Origin of the sequence: Rhizobium sp. BK591, assembly GCF_014195045.1 — a bacterium.
Lineage (GTDB): Bacteria > Pseudomonadota > Alphaproteobacteria > Rhizobiales > Rhizobiaceae > Rhizobium > Rhizobium anhuiense.
In genome coordinates this window covers 1-25,069 of the sequence record NZ_JACIAZ010000008.1, presented here as the reverse complement: position 1 = coordinate 25,069, position 25,069 = coordinate 1, and the positions used below count along the sequence as shown (strand labels likewise).

Annotated in this window: 23 protein-coding genes and 2 pseudogenes; 16 read left to right on the top strand and 9 right to left on the bottom strand. The window is 59.4% G+C overall.

Annotated features, from left to right (window positions below; genetic code table 11):
• Nucleotides 1-15 precede the first annotated feature (15 nt).
• The 8 genes from FHX10_RS28980 (at nucleotide 16) to FHX10_RS28945 (ending at nucleotide 9,891) form a co-directional block, all read left to right on the top strand.
• Complete coding sequence (locus FHX10_RS28980; protein ID WP_063474718.1) at nucleotides 16-1,236, top strand: GTP-binding protein; 1,221 nt, start codon at nucleotides 16-18, stop codon at nucleotides 1,234-1,236.
• A 67-nt stretch (nucleotides 1,237-1,303) separates the two neighbouring features.
• Entirely contained in the window at nucleotides 1,304-1,609 is a 306-nt protein-coding gene (locus tag FHX10_RS28975) for a hypothetical protein (RefSeq protein WP_047613895.1), read from the top strand.
• Between the two features lie 43 nt (nucleotides 1,610-1,652).
• Nucleotides 1,653-3,797 (top strand): peptidase domain-containing ABC transporter, encoded by a 2,145-nt coding sequence (locus FHX10_RS28970; RefSeq protein WP_047613893.1) that lies wholly within the window; start codon nucleotides 1,653-1,655, stop codon nucleotides 3,795-3,797.
• Complete coding sequence (locus FHX10_RS28965; RefSeq protein ID WP_047613891.1) at nucleotides 3,794-5,233, top strand: HlyD family type I secretion periplasmic adaptor subunit; 1,440 nt, start codon at nucleotides 3,794-3,796, stop codon at nucleotides 5,231-5,233. Before FHX10_RS28970 ends, FHX10_RS28965 begins: the two co-directional genes overlap by 4 nt.
• A 385-nt stretch (nucleotides 5,234-5,618) precedes the next feature.
• The gene (locus FHX10_RS28960) at nucleotides 5,619-7,001 is read left to right on the top strand and encodes an aminomethyltransferase family protein (protein WP_047613889.1); all 1,383 of its coding nucleotides are present in this window, start codon (nucleotides 5,619-5,621) and stop codon (nucleotides 6,999-7,001) included.
• Nucleotides 7,002-7,157: 156 nt separating this feature from the next.
• Nucleotides 7,158-8,060: a methylenetetrahydrofolate reductase gene (locus FHX10_RS28955; protein ID WP_244604887.1), complete on the top strand. Its 903-nt coding sequence runs from the start codon at nucleotides 7,158-7,160 to the stop codon at nucleotides 8,058-8,060.
• A gap of 10 nt (nucleotides 8,061-8,070) precedes the next feature.
• Nucleotides 8,071-8,937, top strand: coding sequence for a formyltetrahydrofolate deformylase (gene purU / locus FHX10_RS28950; RefSeq protein WP_047613887.1), 867 nt, complete (start codon nucleotides 8,071-8,073; stop codon nucleotides 8,935-8,937).
• A 303-nt stretch (nucleotides 8,938-9,240) separates the two neighbouring features.
• Complete coding sequence (locus tag FHX10_RS28945; RefSeq protein ID WP_052213521.1) at nucleotides 9,241-9,891, top strand: TetR/AcrR family transcriptional regulator; 651 nt, start codon at nucleotides 9,241-9,243, stop codon at nucleotides 9,889-9,891.
• A 3-nt stretch (nucleotides 9,892-9,894) separates the two neighbouring features.
• Here FHX10_RS28945 and FHX10_RS28940 read toward each other — a convergent pair whose 3' ends face one another.
• The gene (locus FHX10_RS28940) at nucleotides 9,895-10,272 is read right to left on the bottom strand and encodes a hypothetical protein (protein ID WP_047613885.1); all 378 of its coding nucleotides are present in this window, start codon (nucleotides 10,270-10,272) and stop codon (nucleotides 9,895-9,897) included.
• A gap of 36 nt (nucleotides 10,273-10,308) precedes the next feature.
• Here FHX10_RS28940 and FHX10_RS35300 point away from each other — a divergent pair.
• A pseudogene (locus FHX10_RS35300) lies at nucleotides 10,309-10,416 on the top strand (3-oxoacyl-ACP reductase); the annotation flags it as partial.
• Between the two features lie 206 nt (nucleotides 10,417-10,622).
• On the opposite strand, the gene FHX10_RS28935 reads toward FHX10_RS35300, so the two are convergent.
• Genes FHX10_RS28935 through FHX10_RS28915 form a run of 5 tightly spaced genes read right to left on the bottom strand, consistent with a single transcriptional unit; the run spans nucleotide 10,623 to nucleotide 15,223 of the window.
• Nucleotides 10,623-11,822 carry an ABC transporter substrate-binding protein gene (locus tag FHX10_RS28935; RefSeq protein ID WP_244604886.1) on the bottom strand — a complete coding sequence of 400 codons (1,200 nt, stop codon included), beginning with the start codon at nucleotides 11,820-11,822 and terminating at the stop codon, nucleotides 10,623-10,625.
• A gap of 29 nt (nucleotides 11,823-11,851) precedes the next feature.
• Complete coding sequence (locus FHX10_RS28930; protein WP_063474716.1) at nucleotides 11,852-12,847, bottom strand: branched-chain amino acid ABC transporter permease; 996 nt, start codon at nucleotides 12,845-12,847, stop codon at nucleotides 11,852-11,854.
• Entirely contained in the window at nucleotides 12,844-13,725 is an 882-nt protein-coding gene (locus FHX10_RS28925) for a branched-chain amino acid ABC transporter permease (RefSeq protein ID WP_063474715.1), read from the bottom strand. The genes FHX10_RS28930 and FHX10_RS28925 overlap by 4 nt, the downstream gene beginning before the upstream one ends.
• Nucleotides 13,725-14,435, bottom strand: coding sequence for an ABC transporter ATP-binding protein (locus FHX10_RS28920; protein ID WP_063474714.1), 711 nt, complete (start codon nucleotides 14,433-14,435; stop codon nucleotides 13,725-13,727). The genes FHX10_RS28925 and FHX10_RS28920 overlap by 1 nt, the downstream gene beginning before the upstream one ends.
• Entirely contained in the window at nucleotides 14,432-15,223 is a 792-nt protein-coding gene (locus FHX10_RS28915; protein ID WP_063474713.1) for an ABC transporter ATP-binding protein, read from the bottom strand. The genes FHX10_RS28920 and FHX10_RS28915 overlap by 4 nt, the downstream gene beginning before the upstream one ends.
• 226 nt (nucleotides 15,224-15,449) lie before the next feature.
• Here FHX10_RS28915 and FHX10_RS28910 point away from each other — a divergent pair, with 226 nt between their 5' ends.
• The 7 genes from FHX10_RS28910 to FHX10_RS28880 are packed head-to-tail and all read left to right on the top strand — an operon-like array spanning nucleotide 15,450 to nucleotide 21,459.
• On the top strand, nucleotides 15,450-16,640 hold the full coding sequence (locus FHX10_RS28910) for a cytochrome P450 (protein ID WP_063474712.1): 1,191 nt from the start codon (nucleotides 15,450-15,452) through the stop codon (nucleotides 16,638-16,640).
• Entirely contained in the window at nucleotides 16,640-17,665 is a 1,026-nt protein-coding gene (locus FHX10_RS28905; RefSeq protein WP_082849689.1) for an amidohydrolase family protein, read from the top strand. Before FHX10_RS28910 ends, FHX10_RS28905 begins: the two co-directional genes overlap by 1 nt.
• A gap of 28 nt (nucleotides 17,666-17,693) precedes the next feature.
• Nucleotides 17,694-18,623, top strand: a complete 930-nt coding sequence (locus tag FHX10_RS28900; RefSeq protein WP_063474711.1) for an ABC transporter substrate-binding protein — start codon at nucleotides 17,694-17,696, stop codon at nucleotides 18,621-18,623.
• 21 nt (nucleotides 18,624-18,644) lie between these two features.
• On the top strand, nucleotides 18,645-19,313 hold the full coding sequence (locus FHX10_RS28895) for a 4-carboxy-4-hydroxy-2-oxoadipate aldolase/oxaloacetate decarboxylase (RefSeq protein WP_063474710.1): 669 nt from the start codon (nucleotides 18,645-18,647) through the stop codon (nucleotides 19,311-19,313).
• Nucleotides 19,314-19,371: 58 nt separating this feature from the next.
• Nucleotides 19,372-19,860 (top strand): cupin domain-containing protein, encoded by a 489-nt coding sequence (locus FHX10_RS28890; RefSeq protein WP_244604885.1) that lies wholly within the window; start codon nucleotides 19,372-19,374, stop codon nucleotides 19,858-19,860.
• A 2-nt stretch (nucleotides 19,861-19,862) separates the two neighbouring features.
• Nucleotides 19,863-21,104: an NAD(P)/FAD-dependent oxidoreductase gene (locus FHX10_RS28885; protein WP_184390643.1), complete on the top strand. Its 1,242-nt coding sequence runs from the start codon at nucleotides 19,863-19,865 to the stop codon at nucleotides 21,102-21,104.
• Nucleotides 21,105-21,120: 16 nt separating this feature from the next.
• A complete protein-coding gene (locus tag FHX10_RS28880; RefSeq protein ID WP_245294560.1) occupies nucleotides 21,121-21,459 on the top strand; it encodes a 2Fe-2S iron-sulfur cluster-binding protein in 339 nt (112 codons plus the stop codon).
• A gap of 475 nt (nucleotides 21,460-21,934) precedes the next feature.
• Here FHX10_RS28880 and FHX10_RS28875 read toward each other — a convergent pair whose 3' ends face one another.
• The 3 genes and pseudogenes from FHX10_RS28875 to FHX10_RS28865 all read right to left on the bottom strand — a co-directional run.
• Nucleotides 21,935-23,308 (bottom strand): NAD(P)(+) transhydrogenase (Re/Si-specific) subunit beta, encoded by a 1,374-nt coding sequence (locus FHX10_RS28875; RefSeq protein WP_097596390.1) that lies wholly within the window; start codon nucleotides 23,306-23,308, stop codon nucleotides 21,935-21,937.
• A 22-nt stretch (nucleotides 23,309-23,330) separates the two neighbouring features.
• Complete coding sequence (locus tag FHX10_RS28870) at nucleotides 23,331-24,905, bottom strand: Re/Si-specific NAD(P)(+) transhydrogenase subunit alpha (protein ID WP_063474707.1); 1,575 nt, start codon at nucleotides 24,903-24,905, stop codon at nucleotides 23,331-23,333.
• 23 nt (nucleotides 24,906-24,928) lie between these two features.
• Nucleotides 24,929-25,069: pseudogene (locus tag FHX10_RS28865) on the bottom strand (S-(hydroxymethyl)glutathione dehydrogenase); the annotation flags it as partial.

Here is a 25,069-nt window from a genome sequence, read left to right as displayed (position 1 = left end):
GAGCGGGGAGTATCGATGACGAGTGCAGACAACAGACTTCCGGTCACGGTCCTTGCCGGCTTTCTCGGCGCCGGCAAGACGACGATCCTCAACCATGTCCTGCGCAATCGCGAGGGGCGTCGGGTCGCCGTCATCGTCAACGACATGAGCGAGGTGAATATCGACGCCGATCTCGTGCGCGACGGGGGAGCGAACCTGTCGCGGACGGACGAGACGCTGGTGGAGCTCACCAATGGCTGCATCTGCTGCACATTGCGCGACGATCTCTTAAGCGAAGTGCGCCGGCTGGCCGCCGCCGGCCGCTTCGATTATCTGCTGATCGAGGGCACGGGCATTGCCGAGCCGCTGCCGGTCGCAGCCACCTTCTCCTTCCGCGACGAGAGCGGGGCAGCCCTCTGCGACGTCGCGCGGCTCGACACGATGGTTTCCGTCGTCGATGCGGTCAATCTTCTGGTCGATTATGCGAGCGCGGAGTTCCTGAGCGATCGCGGCGAGAGCCGGGACGGAGACGACGAGCGCAAGCTGGTGGAACTGCTCGTCGAGCAGATCGAATTCGCCGATGTCGTGGTCATCAACAAGGCGCAGGATGTGCCGCCTGCAGCGCTTGCCGAGGTTCGCCGCATCGTTGCCGCACTCAACCCCGATGCCCGCGTCATCGAGACCGGCTTCGGCCGGCTGAAGCTCGACGCCATCTTGAATACCGGCCTCTTCAGCGAAGCGAGAGCTGCCCGCCATCCGCTCTGGCACAAGGAACTCTTCGGTTGGGGCGAGCATGTGCCGGAGACCGAGGAATACGGCATTTCGAGCTTCGTCTATCGCAGCCGCCGGCCGTTCGATCCCTCCAGGCTGAGCGATTTCCTCGACAGAAAATGGCCGGGCCTCATCCGGGCGAAGGGCCATTTCTGGCTGGCGACAAGGCCCGACGAGATCGGCCTGCTGTCGATTGCCGGCACGCAGTGCCGCATCGACACCAAGGGTTTCTGGTGGGCCTCCGTGCCGAAGGCGCAATGGCCGCGCTTTCAGCAGTTCCGCCAACTCATCGACCGGCATTGGGACGCGATCTGGGGCGACCGCCGCCAGGAACTGGTTTTCATCGGCGCCGGCTTCGACGAAGACGCAATCCGCACCGCGCTCGACGACTGCCTGACCGGTGAGGAGACAGGCTTCGATCCGCAGACCGCCGCCCGGCTACGGGACCCGTTTCCGGCCTGGCAGCACGCCCATTCAAATAGTTAGAGCATCCCAATGGACGTAAGCCGCCCAAAGAGGAAGACGTTTTGATTATCAACCGGAGGAGAGAACAATGAGCAACGAACTTTATGCAGATGGCATCGGCGAAATCACCATCACCGGAACGATCGTGCGGATCGACCTGATGTCGCTCTCGGCCACCGAGCGTGACGCCAACAACAATCCGAAGCCGGTTTTCCGCCAGCGCATCATCATGCCGGTCGATGCCTTCGCCAATGCGGTCGATCTCATGCAGAAGGCGCTTGGCGGGTTGGTCGAAGCTGGTGCGGTCCGTCGCATCGGCGATATGTCGGCGGCGGCTGCCGATATCCAGTCGGTGCAGGCCGGCGCTTCGAACGCTTCGCCGAACTTCAACTGATAAAACAAATATTGCCTCGGTCTCGTATTGTTTCAGGTGGGCCATGACTGGTTTTCTGCATACCAACCTGCATTGTCTTGCGCTGGTCGCGCGTCATCACGGCGTCGACCTTGCTCCTGAACGGTTGCAGCACGATTATGCCGTCGGCAACGATCCTGTTGCCTTGCGGCAGCTGCTGCGCATGGCCAAGGATGCCGGCCTCAGGGCAAAGCATCTGACGCTCGACTGGCGATCCCTGTTCCAACTTGGCGAGGCGTTCCCGGTGCTCGCTGAGCTGACGAACGGCAACTGGGTGGTCATCGCCGGCGCTGTCGGGAGCGGGGAGGACGAGAGAATCCGTGTTCTCGACCCGCTGGCATCACGCGCCGAAGTGATGATGCTCAGCGAAGAGCAGTTCGCCAAGGCCTGGCTCGGATCGGTGATCCTGCTGAAGCGCAACTATCGCATGTCCGATGAGGACCGGCCCTTCGGCTTCCGCTGGTTCGTCCCCGAGATCATCAAGCAGCGCAGCTTCTTCCGCGATGTCGCGCTCGCCGCCTTCGTGCTCTACGGGCTGGGGCTGACGACGCCGATCTTCTTTCAGCTCGTCATCGACAAGGTGCTGGTGCATCAGAGCTATGCGACGCTGACGGTTCTCACGGCGGGCATAGCGATCGCGCTCGTCTTCGACGCGACCTTCACTTTTCTGCGTCGCTATTTGTTGCTCTATGCGACGAACAGGATCGACATCCGCGTCGCGACCCGCACCTTCGGCCATCTGCTCAACCTGCCGATCGCGCTCTTCGAACAGGCCTCCGCCGGCGTTCTCGTCAAGCATATGCAGCAGACGGGGCGCATTCGCGAATTCCTGACCGGCCGGCTGTTTCTCACACTCCTGGACGGCGTTTCGCTTCTGGTCTTCGTGCCGATCCTGCTTCTCTACAGCGTCAAGCTGACGCTCGTCGTGCTCGGTTTCGCAGCCCTCGTCGGGCTGGTGGTGATGATGCTCGTCGGGCCGTTCCAGCGCCGGTTGCAGGCGCTCTATCAAGCCGAAGGCGACCGCCAGGCATTGCTGGTGGAGACCGTGCACGGCATGCGCACCGTCAAATCCCTGGCGCTGGAACCGCGCCAGCGCAAGGTGTGGGACGATTATTCGGCCCAGTCGATCTCCGTGCGTTTCCGGGTCGACAAGATCTCGACCATCGCCCAGGCGATGACCGGACTGCTGGAGAAGCTGATGAGCGTCGCGATCATCGGCCTCGGCGCGCTCGATGTCTTCAGTGGCGCGATGACGATCGGCGCGCTGGTCGCCTTCAATATGCTCGCCGGCCGGGTCTCGGGACCACTGGTGCAGATCGTCACCATGGTGCACGAATATCAGGAAGTCGCGCTCTCCGTGCGCATGCTCGGCGAGATCATGAACCAGCGGCCGGAGCAGGCGGGCCGCGGGCGAGGTGTTCGGCCGAATCTACAGGGCCGCATCGAATTCGACAGGGTCACCTTCCGCTACGGCCCGGATAGCGCGCCGGCGCTCGACAATGTCTCCTTCGCCATTCCGGCGGGCTGCTTGTTCGGGGTGGTCGGCAAAAGCGGCTCGGGCAAGACGACGATCACAAGGCTGATCCAGGGGCTCTATCAGAGCCAGGAAGGCCTCGTGCGCATGGATGGCTATGACAGCCGCGAGATCGACCTCGTGCATCTGAGAACGAGCATCGGCGTCGTGCTGCAGGATAGTTTCCTGTTCCGCGGCTCGGTGCGCGAGAATATTGCCGCCGCCAAGCCCGATGCCAGCATCGAGGAGATCATGGAAGTTGCCCGTATCGCCGGCGCCGAGGAGTTCATCGAGCGCCTGCCGCGCGGCTTTGACACGATGCTGGAGGAAAACGCCTCCAATCTGTCAGGCGGCCAGAAGCAGCGGCTTGCCATTGCCCGGGCGCTGATCACCGATCCGAAGCTGTTGATCTTCGACGAGGCGACGAGCGCCCTCGACCCCGACAGCGAGGCGATCATCCGCGAGAATCTGAGCCGCATCGCCGCCGGCCGCACCGTCATCATCGTCTCGCACCGGCTTTCGACGCTCGTCGATGCCGATGCCATTCTCGTCATCGAGCGTGGCAAGGTCGCCGATATCGGCCGGCACGATCAGCTTGTATCGCGCTGCATGACCTATCGCCACCTGTGGGCCCAGCAGATGAGGCAGGTCGCATGAACGCGCACAGCAGAAAACCCAGCGAGAACCTGCCGGTCCCTTCGGGCAAGGGGCCATCAGACAAGGAGCCGGAGAAGGGCAGGGAACTCATCGCCCGCCCACCGCTGCCACCGGCAATTGCCGAGTTCCAGTCCGATGCCGTCGAACTCGAAGAACGCGCGCCGCCGCGCGTTGCCCGCATGACGCTGTATTGCGTGACAGCACTGCTTGCCGCAGCGATCACCTGGGCCTCGGTCTCCTCCATCGACGAGGTGGTGATTGCGCCCGGCAAGCTCGTCACCACACAGCCCACTATCGTCGTCCAGCCGCTCGAAACCTCGATCATCCGCACGATCGACGTCAAGGTCGGCGAGGTGGTGCATGCCGGCCAAACGCTGGCGACGCTCGACGCCACCTTCAGCCAGGCCGATGTTGGCCAACTGAGGGCGAAGTTTTCCGCTCTCGACGCCCAGGTGAAGCGCCTGGAGGCCGAGCTTACCGGCGAGGACTATTCGAAGATCGCCGGCAACACGCAGGATGAGCAGCTGCAGCTGCAGCTCTTCGCCCAGCGGCGGGCCTTCTACACGGCGCAGCTGCAGAATTTCGAACAGCAGATCGCCGGCCAATCGTCCGCACTTGCGGCAAACCGCAATCAGGAGGCCGTGCTCAACGACCGGCGCGACAACCTCTCGCAGATCGAGGCCACGCGAAAGAAGCTCTATGATAAGGAAAGCGGTTCGCTGCTCACCATGCTCGGCTCGCGCGACGCTCGCCTCGATGTGGAGGCCGATATCACCGCGGTGCGCGGCAAGGCCGAGGAGGCGGTCCACGCCTACGCGAAACTGAGCGCCGACCGCCAGGCCTTCATCGAGGATTTCCGCCGCGCCGCGATGGAGCAGCTGGTGGACCTGCGCGGCCAGCGTGACATGACCGGCGAAGAGCTGAAGAAGATGGAGCTGCGCCGTAACATGGTGGCGCTGACTGCACCCGCCGATGCCGTCGTGCTCGATCTTGCCCAGCGCTCGGTCGGTTCCGTCGTGCGCGAGGCCGAGCCGGTGGTGACGCTGGTGCCGATCAACGTGCCGCTCGAAGCAGAAGTCTCGATCAACACCCGCGACATCGGCCGCGTGGTCGTCGGCAAGGAAGCCCGCGTCAAGCTCGACGCCTATCCCTTCCAGAAATACGGCACGGCAACAGGCGAAGTGCGAACGATCAGCGAGGACACTTTCCTCACCGGCCAACCGGAACAGACCGCCACCCCGAGCCAGCCGTCCGCCCCCTTCTTCAAGGCGCGCATCCTGCTTGCCGATACCCGGTTGAATGCCACAGATGTGCCGGTGCGGCTGCTTCCCGGCATGACTGTGACCACGGAAATCAAGGTCGGCAACCGCACGGTGATCTCCTATTTCCTGTATCCGCTGCTGCGTGGCCTCGACAACGCAATACGCGAACCGTAGGGCGCCACAGCTCAGTTCGCCCCGAACGAGCTTTTAGGCAGATAGTTCTGTCGTTCCCTAAATCATTGTTATTCCACATAGGGTTCAAATCCCTTCAAAGGGTCGCTGCAGATTTTTCAAATTGAACAAAATATCAAATTGACAGTATGTGTAATTTATGAATGTATAGAGTTGAAAGCGGATCATGGCCGTTAGCTAGATTCCACTTGGCGTTGAAGAAAGAGCGATGTCGTCCTGGGAGCTTGGAGCCGCGTCGCAAAGCGATCGCCCGGCGCCAAGGGCTGGGCTGCAACAATAGTGGGGTTTTGAAGCGAAATCGTTGCTGCGTGTTTAAAGCTTGCCGAAATATTAGCAGTTTATTTTCAGTATCAGGGAGGAGCTGAACATGAATATCGCACCAAGCGTGGGACTCAAGAACCTGGAGTCCATTGTCAATGACGCCGGAGGTCCGGTAAAATTGCTTCGTGGGTCCAACATCGGGCCTTACACATTCCCGGTTATTCCACCGGAGTTCACCAATTGGCGCGATGAGGTGAGATCCTGGAAGGATAGCGTTGCGCTGCTTGAGCTTTCCTACCACATGACGGAACTGCATCTTCGCGGTCCGGACGCCGTAAAGTTTCTTTCCACGCTGGCGACCAACAAGTTCGATTCCTTCCCGGTTTTGCGCGGCAAACAACTGGTGCTGGCCGGCCACGACGGTTATATGATCGGCGATGCCATTGTCTTCCGCGAGGAAGAGGAATTTCTGCGCATCGTCGGCGCCCCTTTTGCCAGTGACTGGGTGCAGTACAACGCCGAAATCAGCGGCATGAATGTGACCGCGGTGCGGGACGACAACTTCTCGATCCGTTCGGGAACGCGCGATGTCTTCCGTATCCAGATCCAGGGCCCCAACGCGCTTCCCTTGGTGCGTGAGGTTTCGGACGGGACGTTGCCGGACATCAAGTTCTTCAATATCGGTGAATTCCAGATTGCTGGTCACGCGGTTCGTGCCCTTCGCCATGGCATGGCAGGCGAGCCTGGCTACGAAATCTACGGGCCTTGGGACATTCAGCACGAGATTCGCGCCGCCTTTGCCGAGGTCGGGCAAAAATATGGCATGCGCAAGATTGGAGCGATGGCCTATTCGACCACCGCGCAGGAATCCGGCTGGATGCCAATGCCGCTTCCGGCCATCTATCACAGCGCCGAAATGAAGCCCTACCGCGAATGGCTGAACCAGTACTTCCTGGAGTCGGTCGCCTCGCTCGGCGGCAGCTTCCTGTCCGACAAGATTGAGGACTACTACGTCGATCCGGTTGAAGTCGGTTACAAGTCGCTGATCGACTTCAATCACGATTTCATTGGTAAGGAAGCCCTGCGTGAAAGGGTCGCCAATCCGAAGCGAAAGAAAGTGACGCTCGAATGGAACAACGACGACGTCATGGCATGCATGAACTCGTCGCTGATCGATCCGGACAACGGCGGCATGTTCATGAAGCTGCCAAATCCGATGTATGCGACGTTCCAGTCGGACGCGATCATGAAAGGTGGCAAACGCGTCGGCATATCGCAATGGCTTGCCTATTCCGCCAATGCCAATCGGGTCATCTCGCTCTCGCTCGTTGATATTGAGCACGCCGAACCCGGTACGGAAGTCACAGTGCTTTGGGGTGAGCCAAATTCCCAGCGCCTTCCGGTCGGCACGCACCAGCTCCGCGAAATTCGCGCCAAGGTAGCTCCGGCTCCCTACTTCGAAAAAGTCATCAAGACCGGCCAGCAGTAACCTCAAGCCGCTTGGCGCTCAAAGCAAGCTTCATGGTGAACGGCAGCACTGCCCAGTGGCCCTCAGCGGGACCGCGGCAGTCTGCCGTACGCATCCCTTGTGCGATCCAGCTGGGGATCGTCGACAATTTCCGAAGACGTCTATAGGGGCCATCGCATGATGCATAATATCGATATGGCGGAAGACGCCCTTGCCGTGCGACCGGTGATGTCGCCACGCGCAGCATTGATTGACGGATACTCATTCGAAATCACAGGAAAAGACACTGCCGGCCTCCAAGATGTGAGCAAACTGCTTGCACCGGCCACATGCGTTTCAATTGCCTTCATTCCCAATGAAAATCATGACGCGCGCCTTGCAGCCGCGGCAACGGTGAAAGAGCTCGGCTTTCATCCGGTGCCACATATTTCCGCCAGACGTTTGGGCTCGGCTGCAGAACTGGATCGTCTCTTGGCGTTGTTTGTGAGCGTGGCGAACGTCGATCGTCTATTTATCGTGGCCGGCGATCCTGACGTGCCTGTCGGGCCATATGAGGATTCTTTGGCCATCATTCGTTCGGGACTGTTGTCCAAGCATGGAATCAGGAAGGTCGGCATAGCCGGATATCCGGAAGGGCATCCAAAGATCCGTGACGGGGTGCTTTTCGAGGTGCTGCAGGAAAAACATGCCCTCCTGACCGCCGCTGGGCTGGAATATGACATCACGACGCAGTTTTCCTTCGAGGCCGAACCGGTCATCGAATGGATCGGGCGCCTTCGCCAGGCGGGCATAACAGCACCCATACGCATTGGTGTCCCAGGGCCTGCCAGTGTGAAAACCCTGTTACGCTTCGCCACGATCTGCGGCGTCGGCGCGTCCACGAAAGTCATGGCGAAATACGGGCTCTCGATCCGGAAACTTCTGAATACCGCCGGCCCGGATGCGCTTGTGGCGGAGTTCATAAGAAGGCTCGATCCAAGCAAGCACGGATCAGTTTGTTTGCATTTCTATCCATTCGGCGGTGTTGGAAAAACGGCCGAATGGATCCGAGACTTTCTGGCAAGTCACATATCGAAGTAGGCTTTATGCAATGAAAACAATCTCCGTGCAGCAGAACTTCGTCTTGACTTTGTCATGTCAAGACAAGCCTGGAATCGTCGCCGCGGTGACCTCTGAACTTGCAGCGCTCGGCGCCAACATTTCCGATTCCAATCAATTCTGGGATCGTGTCTCCAACACCTTTTTCATGCGCATCGCGTTTTCTGTCCCGACAGCGGTCACGGAGGCCATGGTTCGTCGTGCACTGAAATCTCCGATTGAACGGTTTTCCATGAAGCTCGAGTTGATCGACGTCGGACGGAAGCCGCGGATCATCATCATGGTTTCGAAATTCGATCACGCGCTCTTACATCTGCTCTACCAAATCCGGGTTGGCTGGTTGAACGCGGAGGTTGCGGCAATCGTTTCAAATCATGAGGACTGCCGCCCGACAGCGGAGCGTGAGGGCGCACCTTTCCATTACCTGCCGGTAAACAGCGATACGAAGGCTCAACAAGAGGAAAAGCTCCTGACGCTGATGAGCGATGCGCAATCGGATCTGATCGTCCTGGCGCGCTATATGCAGGTTCTGTCGACGGAGCTTTCGAGCCGCCTGTTCGGAAGGATTATCAATATTCATCACTCTTTCCTGCCAAGCTTCAAGGGAGCCAAGCCCTATCATCAGGCCTTTGAAAGGGGTGTCAAACAGATCGGAGCCACGGCGCATTATGTCACTCCTGATCTGGACGAAGGACCGATCATCGAGCAGCAAGTCGAGCGTGTGCATCACGCGATGGGGCCGGAGGATCTTGTCGCGACCGGCCGCGATATTGAAAGCCGGGTGCTCGCCAAGGCCGTCAAATTGCATCTTGAAACCCGTGTCATGCTCAATGGCCTGAAGACTGTGGTCTTTCCGTAGAAAGGGTCATCCGCGAAATCCAGGCTTTGGCGCTTGAAACGTAAGACGTCATGATCAATCCTTCCGAAGGCGGCAACTGTTGCGGCCGTCGAAAGCAGGTTCATGGCACGATGTCGCACATCTTCGTCGCAGGCAGTTTACGTCCCGATGTCGGCAGAACTACTTGCATCAAAACAGTATTTTCTCATGCTTCGAACGGAGCTGATCGGTAAGATTTCCAAAAATCCCATGCATTGTTCTGAAAATGGTTTCGTGACATGACCGGCCTATATACGCTGCGATTGAATGAGGAATCGAGCAGGCATGGCGACGAAAATAAGCCCGGAACGGCGTGCGCAGATCGGCGTGGAGAAGCGTGCGCGTACCCGGGCGACTATCCTTTCAGCGGCGTTTCATCTGCTTGGCCGTCCAAACGGGAGGTCAACGCGTATCGAAGAAGTGTGTGGGATCGCCCTCATCTCACGGGGGACCTTTTACAACTATTTCTCTGACATTGACGAGCTGTTCGAGGTGCTCACCTATGAAATGAGCCATGAGTTCAACGTTGCAGTGCAAGAGCTCATGCGAACACTTCCTATCTGCGCGATGCGGGTTGCGCTGGCCATCCGTTATTACCTGCATCGCGCTCGCCAAGATCCTTCTTGGGGTTGGGCGATGATCAACCTTTCCAGTGTCGGGCCCATTTTCGGTTCGGATACGTTCCAATACGCAACGGCGTCCGTTCAGGAGGGCATCGAGTCGGGCGAATTCAAATTGCAAAGCGTCACGATCGGGCGAGATATGATGATTGGCACCGTTCTCGCGTCGATGACAACGCTTCTCCGGCAAGAGCAGGAGCACGATCATCCTGAAAAGGTCGTGCGCCAAATTCTGTCAGCCTTTCAGGTACCGCCTTCCATCATCGACGACTGTGTGGCGATCGAATTGCTCGATTTGCCACTCCAAGTGCCTTGAATTTTAGGGCAGCATGCAGCGAGGTTGGAGCGGGGCTTTGACGGGTGATGAGGATGTGCGGGTCATGGCCTGAGTTCGCAGCGCGTTGACGAGTTGGAGGAAGAGTTGCCGCCCCATTTGGGGATGGGCAGATATCCACGCTGCGATCAGTAAGCCGTGTTCAAATGAACAGGTGGAATGCCAAGGCGAGGTGACCGCGCGGTATGTCAATTGCGCGGTAGCGCCTGCGAACGCGAAACAACGCCGTCCCCATCGCATCCAACATGGAACCAAGAGGATCTTTTGCACCGAGAGTGTCGAGGGGTTCGGGTCACCGTCAAAGGTTCGTTCGATGATGCGGGCTTTGCCGGTTACGTCGCCCGTCGGGTTGAAGATCGCCATCTGTCCCTTCCGCAGGGAGCCGCATCACGCCTCCGCAGCGCCAGCAAGGTTCTCGACGCCCGCGTCATCAACAAGGAGGAGTGCACCTCCAGCATCATCGTCAACCTCACGGCGGTGTTCAATCTCACGCAGGGTCGTTATCCGACTGACGAGTGAATTCCAAGCCTGCTCCTTAGTACCAATCGGGACGTACGAATGCATGACGACCAAGAGCGCCGTCCTGCCGCGAAGATGTCGACAATTCCCGCGCTCGTCGTTCAACTATCGGACCCGGTAAATTTTGCCGCCCATGCTTGCCAAATCTGCCTCACCTGTGTGGGCGCCGGTTGCCGGCACCCACTGGTAGGGAGCTATTCGTATGTTTTGCCTTCAAAGTCCAAGACGCCACCGAGCGGTGCGTATTCTTGGCCATCGAACTGGTATAGCTGGAGTGCCTCCACAGGGTAGATGTCGGATCCTTCCTTGGTTGTCATTGTGATGCCCTCTTGGAGCAATGGGTTCTTCCAACCGTCCATGTTATGAACGACCTTCATCAGCTCTTCGCGGGTGGGGTCCTTGAGCTTTTCGAGGGACTGGACGAGCGTGTCGCCAATTGCATATCCGGTCTGGCCAATCGTATTGGCGAAGACGAAGTTCACCTTGGCTGCTTTTATGGCGTCGAGATAGTGATCGACGCCTTCGTCACCGGATTTCTGATTGCTGGTGATCGGCTTTAGGAAGTCGGAGGTGATGATACCCTTGGCATTTTCCAGGCCGACTGACTGGAGAACCGGATACGCCGATGACAAGTTAGTGACCAGGGTTAAAGGCTTCCAACCGCTTTCGGACTGGAAACGGATGGCCTCGCCCCCCTGGCGCGGTGCGGCGATAATAACCAATGTATCAGCGCCAGAAGCTTTCAGAGTATTTAGCTGGGTCTCGACAGTGGGGTCCTGCGATGTCACCGGCTGGCGTTCGATCACCTTGATGTTCGTTCCGTCGATTGCGCTATCGAAGGCCTTCATAAAGGTTTGGCCCGTCTCGGTGTTCAGATACAGGAAGGCCACCTTTGCGTCGGGCTTGTTGATCTGAAGATACGCAGCAAATGAGTCTGCTTCGGTTGAAAACGACGGTACGAAGCCAACCTCCCACTCGGGTGCGTTCAGGGAGACGACACCGGAATACATGAAAACGTTCGGGACTTTCTTCTGCGTGATGTAACGGCCGATCGCCAGATTGTTTGGCGTCGCCGCGGTGCCGACGAGAGCAAATACCTGATCTTTCTCGACCATCTTGCGGACATTCGCCAAGGTGCGCTGGGGATCAAGGCCATCATCTTCGATGATGAGGTCGATCTTGCGGGTCTTGCCGTCGCCCATCTTAACGCCGCCCTCGGCGTTGGCCTGCTCGACGCGCGCTCGTATGCCTTCGGCGACACCGCCGACGACCGCGACCGGTCCAGTCAGTGGTCCCGTGACACCAATTTTAATGGTGTCGTCGGTGACGCCAGGCGACGATTGCGCAGCATTGGCGTTGCTTGCCGCGAGCAGTGCCGCGACAGTCAGCGGCATTGCGCTCCCCTTCAGTATAGAAATAAATCTCATATCAGTTCCTCCCTTGTTTCAATTTGGCGTCGGCTACTCGCCATCCTCCGAAAAGTCATCGAGAGCCATTTTTCGATGAAGCCAGTGACCCCATTGCGCGCGACCATCATGATCACGATGAGCGCGAGGCCGTAGATCAGGTTGCCGAGGCTCAGGTTGATGTCAGATGCCCAGGTCGGGACGAAGACCATGAACAGACCGCCGAGAAATGCTCCGACGATACTGGTAACGCCGCCGACAATGCTGCCGATCACGATGTTGATGGACAGGATTGCCAGGAACGACTCCGGGCTGATGAAACCACTGATGATCCCGAACACTCCGCCGCCGAGTCCCGCGAGCGCCGAACTTGCGGCAAATGCCCAAAGGCGAGTACGTGTCAGGTTGATGCCGAGCGCTTGGGCAATCTGTGGATTGTCCCGCTGTGCCCTGAGCGCGCGCCCGTTGTCGCCGAAGAGCATTAGCGAGACAAGTAGGGCACCGATCCCCGCGCAAGTGAGCGATATGATGTAGAGCCACAACTCGGGATTGTCCGGCATGAACCTCGGAGGTTCGAGGGCATCGATCGGAAGCCCCGACACTCCACCCGTCAGGCTCCCCATCTTGAGCAGCAATTGCGGGAACGCGGCCGCGATACCAAATGTCACGATGGCAAGCTGCAAGCCCTGAAGCCTGAGTGCCGGAAGGCCGATGGCAAGCCCGACGACGGCCGCCACGGCTGCAGAGACAGGCAACGTTACGAGCGGCGAGATGCCGTAGGTGGCATTGAGGATCGCCGTCACGTAAGCGCCGACGCCGAACAGCGTTCCCTGCGCAAGGCAAATTTGGCCGGCGAACCCCATTAGCAGGTTCAGACCTAAAATGGCGATAGCGTAGGCGATCGCGATCGCCACCTGCTGAAGTGCGTATCCCGGCACAAAGACTGGGATAAGGATCGCGACGATCGCAAAGAGACCGAACTTGAGAGTCGCCGCGCGGAATCCGTCATTCATAGTTTTGTCACCTTGTAGGATCCGAACAGGCCGACGGGCTTGACGAGCAGGATGATGAGCGTGAGGGCGATCGGCACGGCGATGCGCATGTCGGCGCCGACGAACGAGAGGTAGCTGGCACCCAAGCTCTCGGCGACGCCGACGGCGAGGCCGCCAACGATTGCGCCAAGCGGACTGTCCCAGCCGCCGAGCGTTGCTGCAGCGAGCCCGTAAAAGAGGATTGGCGTCATCATCGTCGGGCTGAGGAAGAGCCGAGGGGCAATCAGGATTGCGGCAAGTGCCCCAATAATGGCGGCAAAGCCCCAGCCCAACATCAGCATGCGTTCGACATTAACGCCGACAAGTACGCTTCGGGCATGGTCGAAAGCCGCCGCACGCATCGATAGGCCAAGCCTGGTGAACCGGAAGATAAAGCCCATCGCCAAAGCGATAACAAAAAGGATCGTTAGCGTGCCGATGGCGGAAGCGAGCACGCGAACGCCGCCGATATCCAAACCGCCGTCAGGGAAGAGGCTTGGGAACGAGAGTTGCTCGGCGCCCCACATCCACATGCACGCCGCTTGGAAGAGGACGAGGATGCCAAGGGTGATGACGACGACCGCCTCCACGGGAGCGCTCATCATCGGCCGGATAATCAAGCGGAAAGTCACAATCCCAATAGCAAACGCCATAATGAGGCTCGCGAGGACGGCGAGCCAGAGCGGCGCACCCCATTGCATCAACTGCCAGGCCACATAGGCGGAAAAGGTCGCCATCTCGCCCTGGCCGAAGTTGACGACGTTGGTTGCCCTGAAGATGAGGACGAGCGCCAGGGCGAGCGCCGCGTAAATTGCGCCCGTGGTCAGGCCGCTGACGACGAGCTGGAAGAAGAGGCTCATCAGGCAACTCCCAGGTAAGATTTCTTGATGTCTTCGTTGGCGATCAGCTCGGTTGCCGCACCGCTTGCCACAATCTGGCCGGCCTCGATAACGAAGGCCCGGTCGGCATATTGAAGGGTGATGTCGACATTCTGCTCGACCACGAGCAGCGTCATGCCGTGATCCTTGTTGAGCGTCTTGAAAATCGCCAGGATTTCCTGAGTGATCGAAGGGGCGAGCCCGAGCGATGGCTCGTCGCACATCAGAAGCTTCGGACGAGACATGAGCGCGCGGGCGACAGCCAGCATCTGCTGTTCCCCACCGCTAAGGTTTCCCGCAAGCTGATCGCGCCGTTCGCGCAGACGCGGGAATGTCTCGTACCAGCGGTCTTTGTCCTCCCTCACTTGTGATCGGTTCGACACGATCGTTGCCCCGAGGGACAGGTTTTCATCGACCGTAAACTCGGAGAAAGTCCCGCGCCCCTGGGGTATATGAGCAATGCCGAGCGCGAGGCGCTTCTGCGCGACGATCTTGTCGAGCGCCATTCCCGAAAAGGCAATCGAGCCTTTGAAGGGGAGCAGTCCGGAAACGGCACGCAGCAGCGTCGTCTTCCCAGCCCCGTTGGAGCCGAGCAGGGCGACAAATTCGCCTTCTCCCACTGAGAACGAACAGTCGAACAGTGCCTGCGTCTTGCCGTAGAACACGGAGAGGTTCTTGAGATCCAGTGTCATGCCGCCTTCCCGAGGTAGGCGGCAATCACCGCGTCGTTGGACTTGATTTCGGAAGGGGTGCCTTCGGCCAAGTTGCGACCCAGATGCAAGACAATGATCCGGTCGCAAAGGCTCATGACCAGCCCCATGTGATGCTCGATGAGAAGAATGGAGAGGTTCCGCTTGCGTCGGATGCCATCGACGAGCGACCCAAATTCGTGGACCTCGCCGTGCGTCAGTCCGCCGGCGGGTTCGTCAAGCAGAAGAATTTTAGGCTCGGCGGCAAGCGCGCGAGCGATCTCCATACGCTTCTGCAGGGGATAGGAAAGCGATCCGGCCGCGCGCGCGGCGAGCTCGACCATGCCGACCTCTTCAAGCACCGCCATGGCCTTCTCGCGTGCAGACCGTTCCTCTGCCCTTATCCGAGACGGAGCAAAGATCGCTTGAGCGAACTTGCCGCCAAACCGGTGATGCGCCCCGAGCATGACATTCTCCAGAACGGTCATCGAGGCATAGATGCCGAGGTTCTGGAAGGTCCTCGCGATGCCCATTCCGATCATCTCGCGCGAGCCGACGCCTTCGAGTGGCTGACCGCCAAGCATGATGGATCCGCTTGTGTAATTTACGAGCCGGGTCGCCGCGTTGAGAAATGTCGATTTGCCTGCTCCGTTCGGCCCGATCAAGCCACAGATTTCTCCTGCCTTCACGGAAACCGACACATTGGTCAGGGCTTTGACGCCGCCAAACTGCACGGAGACATCCCGCGCCTCAAGCACAAGGCGCACCTCGGCGATGCTGCTGTTGCTCACTGATTTCCTCCCTTCCGAAGCGGTCTCTCCACGGCCTGTCCATTTCTCTTGTTGACAGCCAACCTCGCTTTGGATACCTATCAGTATCCGAAGACGTTTCGGTATGTCAAGCATCAATCGCGTGGCGATTGCTCCAAAGGAACGTCCTGAGAATGCATGCCGCCGGGTTGGAGAACATGGTGGCGGATTGGCGAAGACCCCGCGACGCGGGTGAGGGAGGAAATCAATGACGGGAACGCACACCGAACTGACGGGCGAAAATCTCTATAGGGATCCCTATCCCGTCTACGCGAGGCTTCGCGCGGAGGAGCCTGTGGCCTTCTTCGAAGGCACGAAAGAATATTTCATCACGCGGTTCGACGACTGCCGCACGATCGGCGGCAACGACAAGGTGTTTGGACCGTCGGGCTCAGCCGACCGTCCGGAAGCTCGCGTCATGGGCATGCCGAACGTCCTGACCATGTCTGGTGAAGATCACCAGTGCCTCCGTCAGGGTATCGACGAGAATCTCACGCAGGAACGCGTGCGCTCGTTCGTCGAAGGTCTGACGCGCTCGGTCGTGCAGCGTTATATCGACTCCATCAAGAAGAATGGCGAAGCGAACCTGACAACGGAACTCTTCGAGCCAATCTCGGTGCGGTGCATTGGCGACGTCATCGGCCTGACGGAGACGCCAAACGAAACCCTCGTCGAGTGGTTTCACGCGATGGCGCTCGGCCTGCAGAACGTCAGCAATGATCCGGCCATATGGAAGCGACTGGACGACGCGCTCGCCGACATCGACAAGCAGATGGGCGATCTTTACCAGGCGTGCCTATCAAAGCCCAACCACTCGCTGCTCAGCCATGTCATGTATGGCGGCATGGCAAAGGGCGAGGTTCGCAGCTGGGAGGAGATTTCTCCGACCATGCGCGTCATCATCCTTGGCGGTCTCCAGGAGCCGGGGCATGCGGCGGCGAATGCCTGCACGGGTCTTCTTTCGAATCCCGACCAGGCGAAGCTTATGGCCGAGCAGCCGCAGGAAAACGCGATGCGCGCCTTCGATGAGGGCTTGCGCTGGATCGCCCCGATCGGCGTAACACCGCGCATCGCCAAGGAAGATTTCGAGATCGCCGGAACGGTCATCCCAGAGGGGGCATCCGTCGCTATTGTCATGGGGTCGGCCAACCGCGATGAGACGCGTTTCGAAGATGCCGACCGTTTCGACATGTTCCGCAAGAAGAAGCAGCACCTGTCATTCGGCTTCCGTCCGCACTTCTGTTCCGGCCACTTCCTGTCGCGTGCGATGGGCGAGATTGCGCTTGCCGAGGTGTTCCGGCAGTTGCCCGATCTTCGTCTCGATACTTCGCGGGAGATCACAGGCAAGGGCTGGCGGTTCCGTGGCATCTCCGACCTTCCTGCGAAGTGGAATGGATGATGTCTTTGATCATCGACTGCCACGGCCATTTCACGACGGAACCACCAGAGCACCATGCCTTCCGAACGGCGCAAGTCGCCTATGCGGAAGGCAAGTCCTCCGAGCCGCCGATCTATCCGGGGATACCCGACAAGCAACTGCGCGACATTATCGAGGCGAACCAGCTTAAAATTCAGCGCGAGCGCGGTTCGCACGTGACGCTTCTCAGCCCGCGCGCCTCCGGCATGGGTCATCACGTGCCGGGACCGTCGGTCGCCAAGGAATGGTCGCGCCTGTCGAACGACAATGTCGGCCGGATCGTCGACATGTTCCCGGATAATTTCGCAGCCGTCTGCCAGTTTCCCCAAACAGTTGATGGCGACCTGTCTGATGTCATCGAGGAGTTGGAGCGCTGCGTCGAAAGCGGCTTTGTGGGCTGTAATCTCAACCCCGACCCGTCAGGCGGACGTTGGAGCTCGCCGCCGATCTACGATCCATGGTGGGACCCTATGTGGGAGGCCATGGTCGCCCTCAGGGTCCCCGCGATGATCCACGTTTCGAGTTCCTGCGAGCGGTGCCTTCACATGACGGGTGCGCACTACATCAACGCGGATACGGCGGTATTCATGCAGTTGATTCAGGGAGACCTGTTCGAGCGCCATCCGGAACTCAAGCTCATCATACCGCACGGAGGCGGGGCTGCGCCGTATCACTGGGGCCGTTATCGCGGCCTGTCGATCATGCTCGAAAAGCCGGGCCTCGACACGCACCTCATGAACAATGTGTTCTTCGACACCTGCGTCTATCACCAGGCGGGCATCGACACGCTCTTCCGCGTCGTCGACACCAAGAACATCCTGTTCGGCTCCGAGCTGCTCGGTGCTGTGAAAGCGATCGACCCGGAGACGGGGCATCCGTTCGACGACACCAAGAGATACATCGACCAGCTCACGCTTGATGACGAACAAAGACACGCAGTCTTCGAAGGAAACGCACGTCGGGTCTATCCGCTTCTGGATGAGCGGTTGCGCAAGCGCGGCCTTTGAAGCCTCGAAATTGTCAGGGAGAAAACATATGGCTTCCAGCCAAAGTCTAAGCCTCGCAGGCGGGGCGCAAGGGTTCAACTGGCTCCCGGTCTTCGTGGCTGAAGAGCATGGAATTTTCGCCAAGCACGGGCTGGTGATCGAATACAAGAAGATGGGCACCGTCGACAAGGCGACCACCGCGGTTGTCGAAGGCGAGGCCGATCTTGCGATAACGCCACCTGAAGGTGCCGTCTCGAACTTCGTCAAAGGCGGCGAACTCAGGGTCATCGCCTCGAATGCCAATCGCCTGCCGATGTCGCTGGTCGCTCAGCCCTCGATCAAGAGGATCGAGGACCTCAAGGGCAAAAAGGTCGGCACATCGTCGCTGACAGAGGGCACGGCGATCTACACCCAGATGCTGCTGTCCCAGGAAGGCCTGCGGTATCCCGGCGACTACGAATTCGAAGTCGCCGGCATCCACACCAAGCGCTGGGAAGCCCTGCAGACGGGGGAAATTGACTGCGCCCCGCAGCCCGCGCCATGGAATTTCCTGGCTGAACGTGATGGCTACAACCTGATCGGCGAGATCAATGATGTCATCCCCGAGATCGTCTTCGCCGCTGTCATTGGCCGCAAAAGCTGGTTGGATGGTAACCGTGATGTGGTCGGCCGTTTCCTCAAGGCATTGTTCGAGGCCTATTCGATCACGAACGACCCGAACCGCGAAGAAATCACGCTTCCGATTTTCCAGCGCATTACCACGAAAGACGACACCGAACTCGCCTCGCGCGGCCTCCACTACATGCGCGACATGGGTATGTGGCCCGGCGATTTGTCCATTCCGCAACGTGCCATGGACACCACGGTCGACTTGATGATCCGCGCCAACCTGCTTGACGGATCAGCCAGATCCAGCGCCGCAGGCGTGTTTGATCGCAGTTTCCTCCAAGGCGCGGTCGGCTGGTTGAATCACGTTTGATTCCATCTCGAGAGGTTCCCAATGAAGGTAATGACCAAGACACCGCGAACGGATCGCGAGACATGCGAAGCCTTGGGTAAGCTCGGCGTCGCTACAGTCCATGAAGCGCAAGGCCGGAAGGGATTGCTGGCCCCGCATCTGCGCCCCGTGATCGAGGGCTCGCGCATCGGTGGCACGGCGCTCACATGCGAGGTGCCACCGGGTGACAATTGGATGATCCATGTCGCGCTTGAGGTCGCGCAGCCCGGCGACATCCTGGTCGTCACACCAACTTCGCCGTGCACGGACGGATATTTCGGCGATCTTCTCGCGACATCGTGCAAGGCTCGCGGAATTCTGGGACTCGTGATCGATGCCGGCGTACGCGATGTCGCTGACCTGCGGTCCATGAACTTTCCCGTTTGGTCGAAGGCAATATCGGCCCAAGGCACGGTCAAGGAGACGCTCGCGAACGTCCAGGTCTCCGTGGTCTGCGCCGGAGCCTACATCGAACCCGGCGACGTCATCGTCGCCGACGACGATGGTGTCTGTGTCGTCAAGCGCGATGAGGCCGCGATGGTCCTCGAAAAAGCGCGCAAACGCCAGAAAATGGAAGACGAAAAGCGCGGCCTCTACGAGAGAGGCCAACTGAGCCTCGACATTAACAACATGCGTCCGCAGCTTGAGGCGAAGGGCTTGATCTATGAATAGGGCAACGCAACTGCGCATACCCCGGCGCGTCGTCACAGGGATTAGTAACGGCAGGTCAGTGTTCATCAGCGACGGCCCCGCACCCAATGCCCATGTGTACGGCTCTGTGCCGGGCCACCTTACTTCGGTCCTTTATGCAACTTCGGCGAAACCCAGCCTTCCGCAAAGTCATGCGGAGCAGGCGCCGCCGCAAATCCTGATCACCCCCGAACCGGGCCAGACGAAGCTGATGATCGTCGTCTTTCCGCCAGACTCGGTATTCGCAACCGTCGATCCAGCGGCCGCGATTGAGGAACAGGCGATGCACATCCCCGGCCTGATCCAGGCGTTCGAGCCTGATGCACCCGGGATGCACACTACAGATACCATCGACTATGACATCGTACTCGACGGTGAAGTGTGGCTTGAACTCGATGACGGCGCCGAAACGCTACTGAAGCAGGGCGACGTCGTCGTCCAATGCGGCACGCGCCATGCCTGGCGCAACAAGGGCGACAAGCCCGCGACCATGTGCTTCGTCCTCATCGGTGCTGAAAGAAAGTCGTGACAATGACGCAGGAGCATCACAATGGCTTCTTCGACTGCATCATCGTCGGCGGCGGACATGGCGGCTCGCAGTCAGCGGCGGCGCTCAGGCAGTCCGGGTTCACCGGACGCATTGCCCTGATCGGCGCTGAGGCGGAAGTTCCCTACGACCGCCCTTCGCTTTCGAAGGAATATCTCGCAGGCAAGAAATCCTTCGAAAGGATGCATCTGAGGCCGGGGGACTTCTGGACCTCCCGGCAGGTGGAACTGATGCTGGGCAGGCGTGTGACCACCGTCGATGCGGCAGCCCATGTCGTCGTCACCGACCTGGGCGAACGCTTCTCCTACGGCAGGCTCGTGTGGGCGGCTGGTGGCGAACCGAGGAAGCTTTCCTGCTCAGGCAGCGAGTTGGCCGGAATCTGCTATATACGCAACAAGGCAGATTGCGACGCGCTCGTCGAAGGCCTTCCCGGCGCCGAAAGGATCGTGATCGTCGGCGGCGGTTATGTCGGTCTCGAAGCGGCAGCCGTGTTCCGAGAGATCGGCAAGGAGGTCACTTTGGTCGAGGCGCTCGACCGCGTGCTCGCGCGCGTGGCGGGGGAAACGGTATCGAGGTTCTACGAAGCTGAGCATCGCGCACATGGCGTCGACATCCGCCTCAACTGCGGTGTCGGTTCGCTGGAAGGTTCCAACGGCCGCGTCAAGAACGTGGTGCTTGCGACCGGCGAGAAGATCCCAGCCGATATCGTCGTGGTCGGTATAGGCATTGTCCCTTCGGCCGGCCCACTGATCGAGGCGGGCGCGGAAGGCTCAAACGGTGTGGATATCGATGAGTTATGCCGGACATCCCTGCCGGACATTTACTGCATTGGAGACTGCGCCCGGCTTAGACATGGCCGCGATATTCGCATTGAATCTGTGCAGAACGCGACGGATCAGGCGACGACTGCCGCGAAGGCGATCTGCGGCGAACTCAAGCCCTACGATGCAACGCCCTGGTTCTGGTCCAATCAATACGATTTGAGAATGCAGACCATCGGTCTCAACTACGGCTTTGACAGCGTGGTGACGCGCGGCAATCCCTCCAGTCGGAGCTTCAGCGTTATTTATCTGAAGGACGGGGCGGTTCTGGCCCTCGATTGCGTCAATGCATCCCGCGACTACGTGCAAGGACGAAAGCTTGTCGATAACTCAGCGAGGATTGACCGCGACGCCCTGGCCGACACATCGAAACAACTCAAGGAACTTGGCCCAGAAGTGCTGTGAGGCATTCGAGGCCCGAATGAAAGTGGAGGAAAAAATGTCTGTGATATCAGTGCGTACGCGGGATGGAGAGCTGCATAGTTTCGAGGGAAGGGTGGGCGCTTCGCTGATGGAGAACATCCGAGGCGCGGGCTTTGATGAGCTGCTCGCAATGTGTGGCGGGTGCCTTTCCTGTGCCACCTGCCACCTCTACGTCGAGGAGCTACCGAAGACCGCAACTCTGGCAGAGCCCTCGATCGACGAGAGTGAGTTGCTGGAAGGCTCCGACTACCGCCAAGAGAACTCGCGGCTTTCCTGTCAGATCCCCTTTGACGAGACTCTCAGTGGAATCGTCGTTCGCATCGCCCCCGAAGATTAATAATAGATCCGCTCGCATCACGGGCGGATCTCGAGGATTATTTGCCAATGCTGCCGGGCTAACGAGTGAATGCCCGGCGGACGAACCTGACGACCCAACATCCCTTTATTCGATCGGCTCAGCCTGCAATTGGCCCTGTGCCATACTTCGCCATCCAGGGTAGACCGTTCGAGCCGCCTTAACCGCATGTGGGCGTACCCGTCTCGGCGCTATCGCGCTCTGACGACTGGGGAGGCGGTCCGCCCCCTCAATCGGGCCAGATTTCGAGATCGCCAGCGGCCCTGCTCCCAAATCCTTTGTCGCGCAACCCGTATCCATATGTCGATTGCCACTTTCGCTATCGCATGGTCATGGTCGGACGAATTTGGGAGGGGCCGAGCGCACAACGGCGAGCCTGCCGTGACGGGCTTACGGCTGGCGCGCACATGTTTCTTTGAGAAAATGTCTCCAGTCGGAAGCGGAGATCATCAAGCTCTCAGGCCAGCTTCGGAAGCAGGCCGTTGACCGACTCCTTGGCGTCGCCGTAGTACATGCGGGTGTTTTCCTTGAAGAACAGGGGGTTCTCGATACCGGAATAGCCGGTGCCCTGGCCGCGTTTGGAGACGAAAACCTGCTTGGCTTTCCAGACCTCGAGGACCGGCATGCCTGCGATCGGCGAGTTCGGATCTTCCTGTGCCGCCGGATTGACGATGTCGTTCGAGCCGATGACGATGACGACATCGGTTTCATGGAAGTCGTCGTTGATCTCGTCCATCTCCAATACAATGTCGTAAGGGACCTTTGCTTCCGCCAGCAGGACGTTCATGTGGCCGGGCAGCCGACCTGCGACCGGATGGATCGCAAAGCGCACCTGCTTTCCGGCGGCGCGCAGCTTGCGAGTGAGTTCCGAAACCGCACTCTGGGCCTGCGCAACCGCCATGCCGTAACCCGGAACGATGATGACCGAGTCGGCATCGTTGAGCGCTGCGGCAACACCTTCGGCATCGATGGCAACTTGCTCACCCTCGACGACCATCGTCGGGCCCGAGACATTGCCGAAGCCGCCGAGAATGACCGACAGGAACTGGCGGTTCATCGCCTTACACATGATGTAGGAGAGGATCGCGCCCGACGAGCCGACGAGCGCTCCGGTTACGATCAACAGGTCGTTGCCGAGCAGGAAGCCCGTCGCCGCGGCCGCCCAGCCGGAATAGGAGTTGAGCATCGAAACCACGACCGGCATATCGGCGCCGCCGATGGCCATGACGAGATGAGCGCCGATGACAAAGGCGATCAGCGTCATCAGGTAGAGGGTCCATGCACCTGCGCCATTCATGTACCCGATCATCAGCGCAAACGACCCGAGCACCATCAGGATATTGAATATGTGCCGGCCGGACAGGATAAGTGCCTTGCCGCCGATATGGCCAGAAAGTTTGCCATAAGCGATGATCGAGCCGGTGAAGGTTACCGCACCGATGAACACGCCAAGGAAGATTTCCACTTCATGGATGATCTTTTCCGCATTGGTGGCGAACTCATGTGCCGTCATGTCGGAGTTGACGCCGATCAGTACCGCAGCGAGGCCCACAAAGGAGTGTAGCGCCGCCACGAGTTGCGGCATGCCGGTCATTTCGACGCGCTGTGCCAACAACGTGCCGACGACAGCACCAAAGGCAAGCATGATGATCAGGACGACGGAAAGCCCGACGCCCGGCCCAAGAATGGTCGCGAGCACGGCTATTGCCATGCCTGATATACCGTACCATACGGCGCGCTTGGCGCTTTCCTGACCGGAAAGACCGCCGAGCGAAAGGATGAAGAGAACGGATGCGGCGATGTAAGCCGCGGTCTGGATACCGATAGACATAGTTCTATACCCCGGGCTGGCGTCACGACTTTTGGAACATGTTCAACATGCGCCGCGTGACCATGAAGCCGCCAACGATGTTGATGGTGGCGATCGCCACCGAAACGGCGGCAAGGGCGGTCACCAGCCAGCCGCCTGCAGTGACCTGCAGCAACGCACCGATGATGATGATCCCGGAAATCGCATTGGTCACGGCCATCAGCGGCGTATGCAGCGAATGGCTAACACCCCAAATGACCTGGAAGCCGACGAAGCAGGAAAGCGCGAAGACGATGAAGTGGCCCATGAAGGCCGACGGTGCATAGGCGCCGATAAGCGCCATGAGAACACCGCCGACGACGAGCAGGCCGACCTGCTGCCGCGTTGCCGACTTGAAGGCGGAAGCTTCGGCTGCACGCCGTTCTTCCGGCGTCAACTCCTTGGGCTTTTCTTGTCGTTTCTGGGCTGCAATCGCCTGGATCTTCGGCGGCGGTGGCGGATAGGTGATCTCGCCCTGGAACGCCACAGTGGCTCCGCGAATAACATCGTCTTCCATGTTATGGACGAGAACGCCATCCTTCTTCGGCGTCAGGTCCGTCATCATATGGCGGATGTTCGTCGAATAGAGGGTCGAGGCTTGCGCGGCCATGCGGCTCGGGAAATCGGTATAGCCGATGACGGTGACGCCGTTCTCAGAAACGATCTTCTGATCCGGAACAGTCAGGTCGCAATTCCCGCCGCGTTCCGCCGCAAGGTCGACGACCACGGAGCCCGGCTTCATCGCGGCGACCATGTCGGCAAGCCAGAGCTTCGGCGCGTCGCGGCCCGGGATCAGCGCGGTGCTGACGACGATGTCGATGTCCGACGCGATCTCACGGAACTTTTTCAATTGCGCTTCGCGAAATTCGGGGCTCGACGGCGATGCATAGCCACCCGTCGCCGCGCCGTCCTGCTGCTGTTCCTTGAAGTCGAGGAAGACGAATTCGGCACCCATCGATTCGATCTGCTCGGCCACTTCCGGTCGAACGTCGAATGCATAGGTGATGGCGCCGAGCGAGATGCTGGTGCCGACGGCGGCCAGACCGGCGACGCCGGCGCCAATGACCAGAACTTTGGCTGGCGGGATCTTGCCGGCCGCGGTCACCTGGCCGGTGAAGAAGCGGCCGAAATTATTGCCGGCCTCGATCACGGCGCGATAGCCGGCGATGTTGGCCATGGAAGACAGCGCGTCCATCTTCTGGGCGCGCGAAATGCGCGGCACCATGTCCATGGCAACCACGTTTGCGCCGGTCGTCTTCGCCTGCTCGAGAAGCTCTTTGTTTTGCGCAGGATAGAAGAAGGAGATCAGCGTCTTGCTTGCCGAAAGCCTTGCTAGGTCGTTCGCTTCGGGCGGCCGCACCTGAGCGATGACGTCTACGCTTGCATAAAGTGCCTCAACGCTGTCGACGACCGTAACGCCAACTGCGCGATAGGCGTCGTCGGAGAAGCCGGCGAGTTTGCCGGCGCCCGTTTCGATGGCACAGTGATATCCGAGTTTCTGAAGCTGGGTGGCGCTGTCCGGCGTCATCGCGACACGTGCTTCCCCCTCGAACCGCTCTCGTGGCGAACCTATAAACATGTCACTCCCCATAATGCGATTTGTCAGTACACGACGACGCCGCGGATGCTCTTGCCGGAATGCATCAGGTCGAAGCCCTTGTTGATGTCTTCGAGCGGCATGGTGTGGGTGATCATCGGATCGATCTGGATCTTGCCCTGCATGTACCAGTCGACGATCTTCGG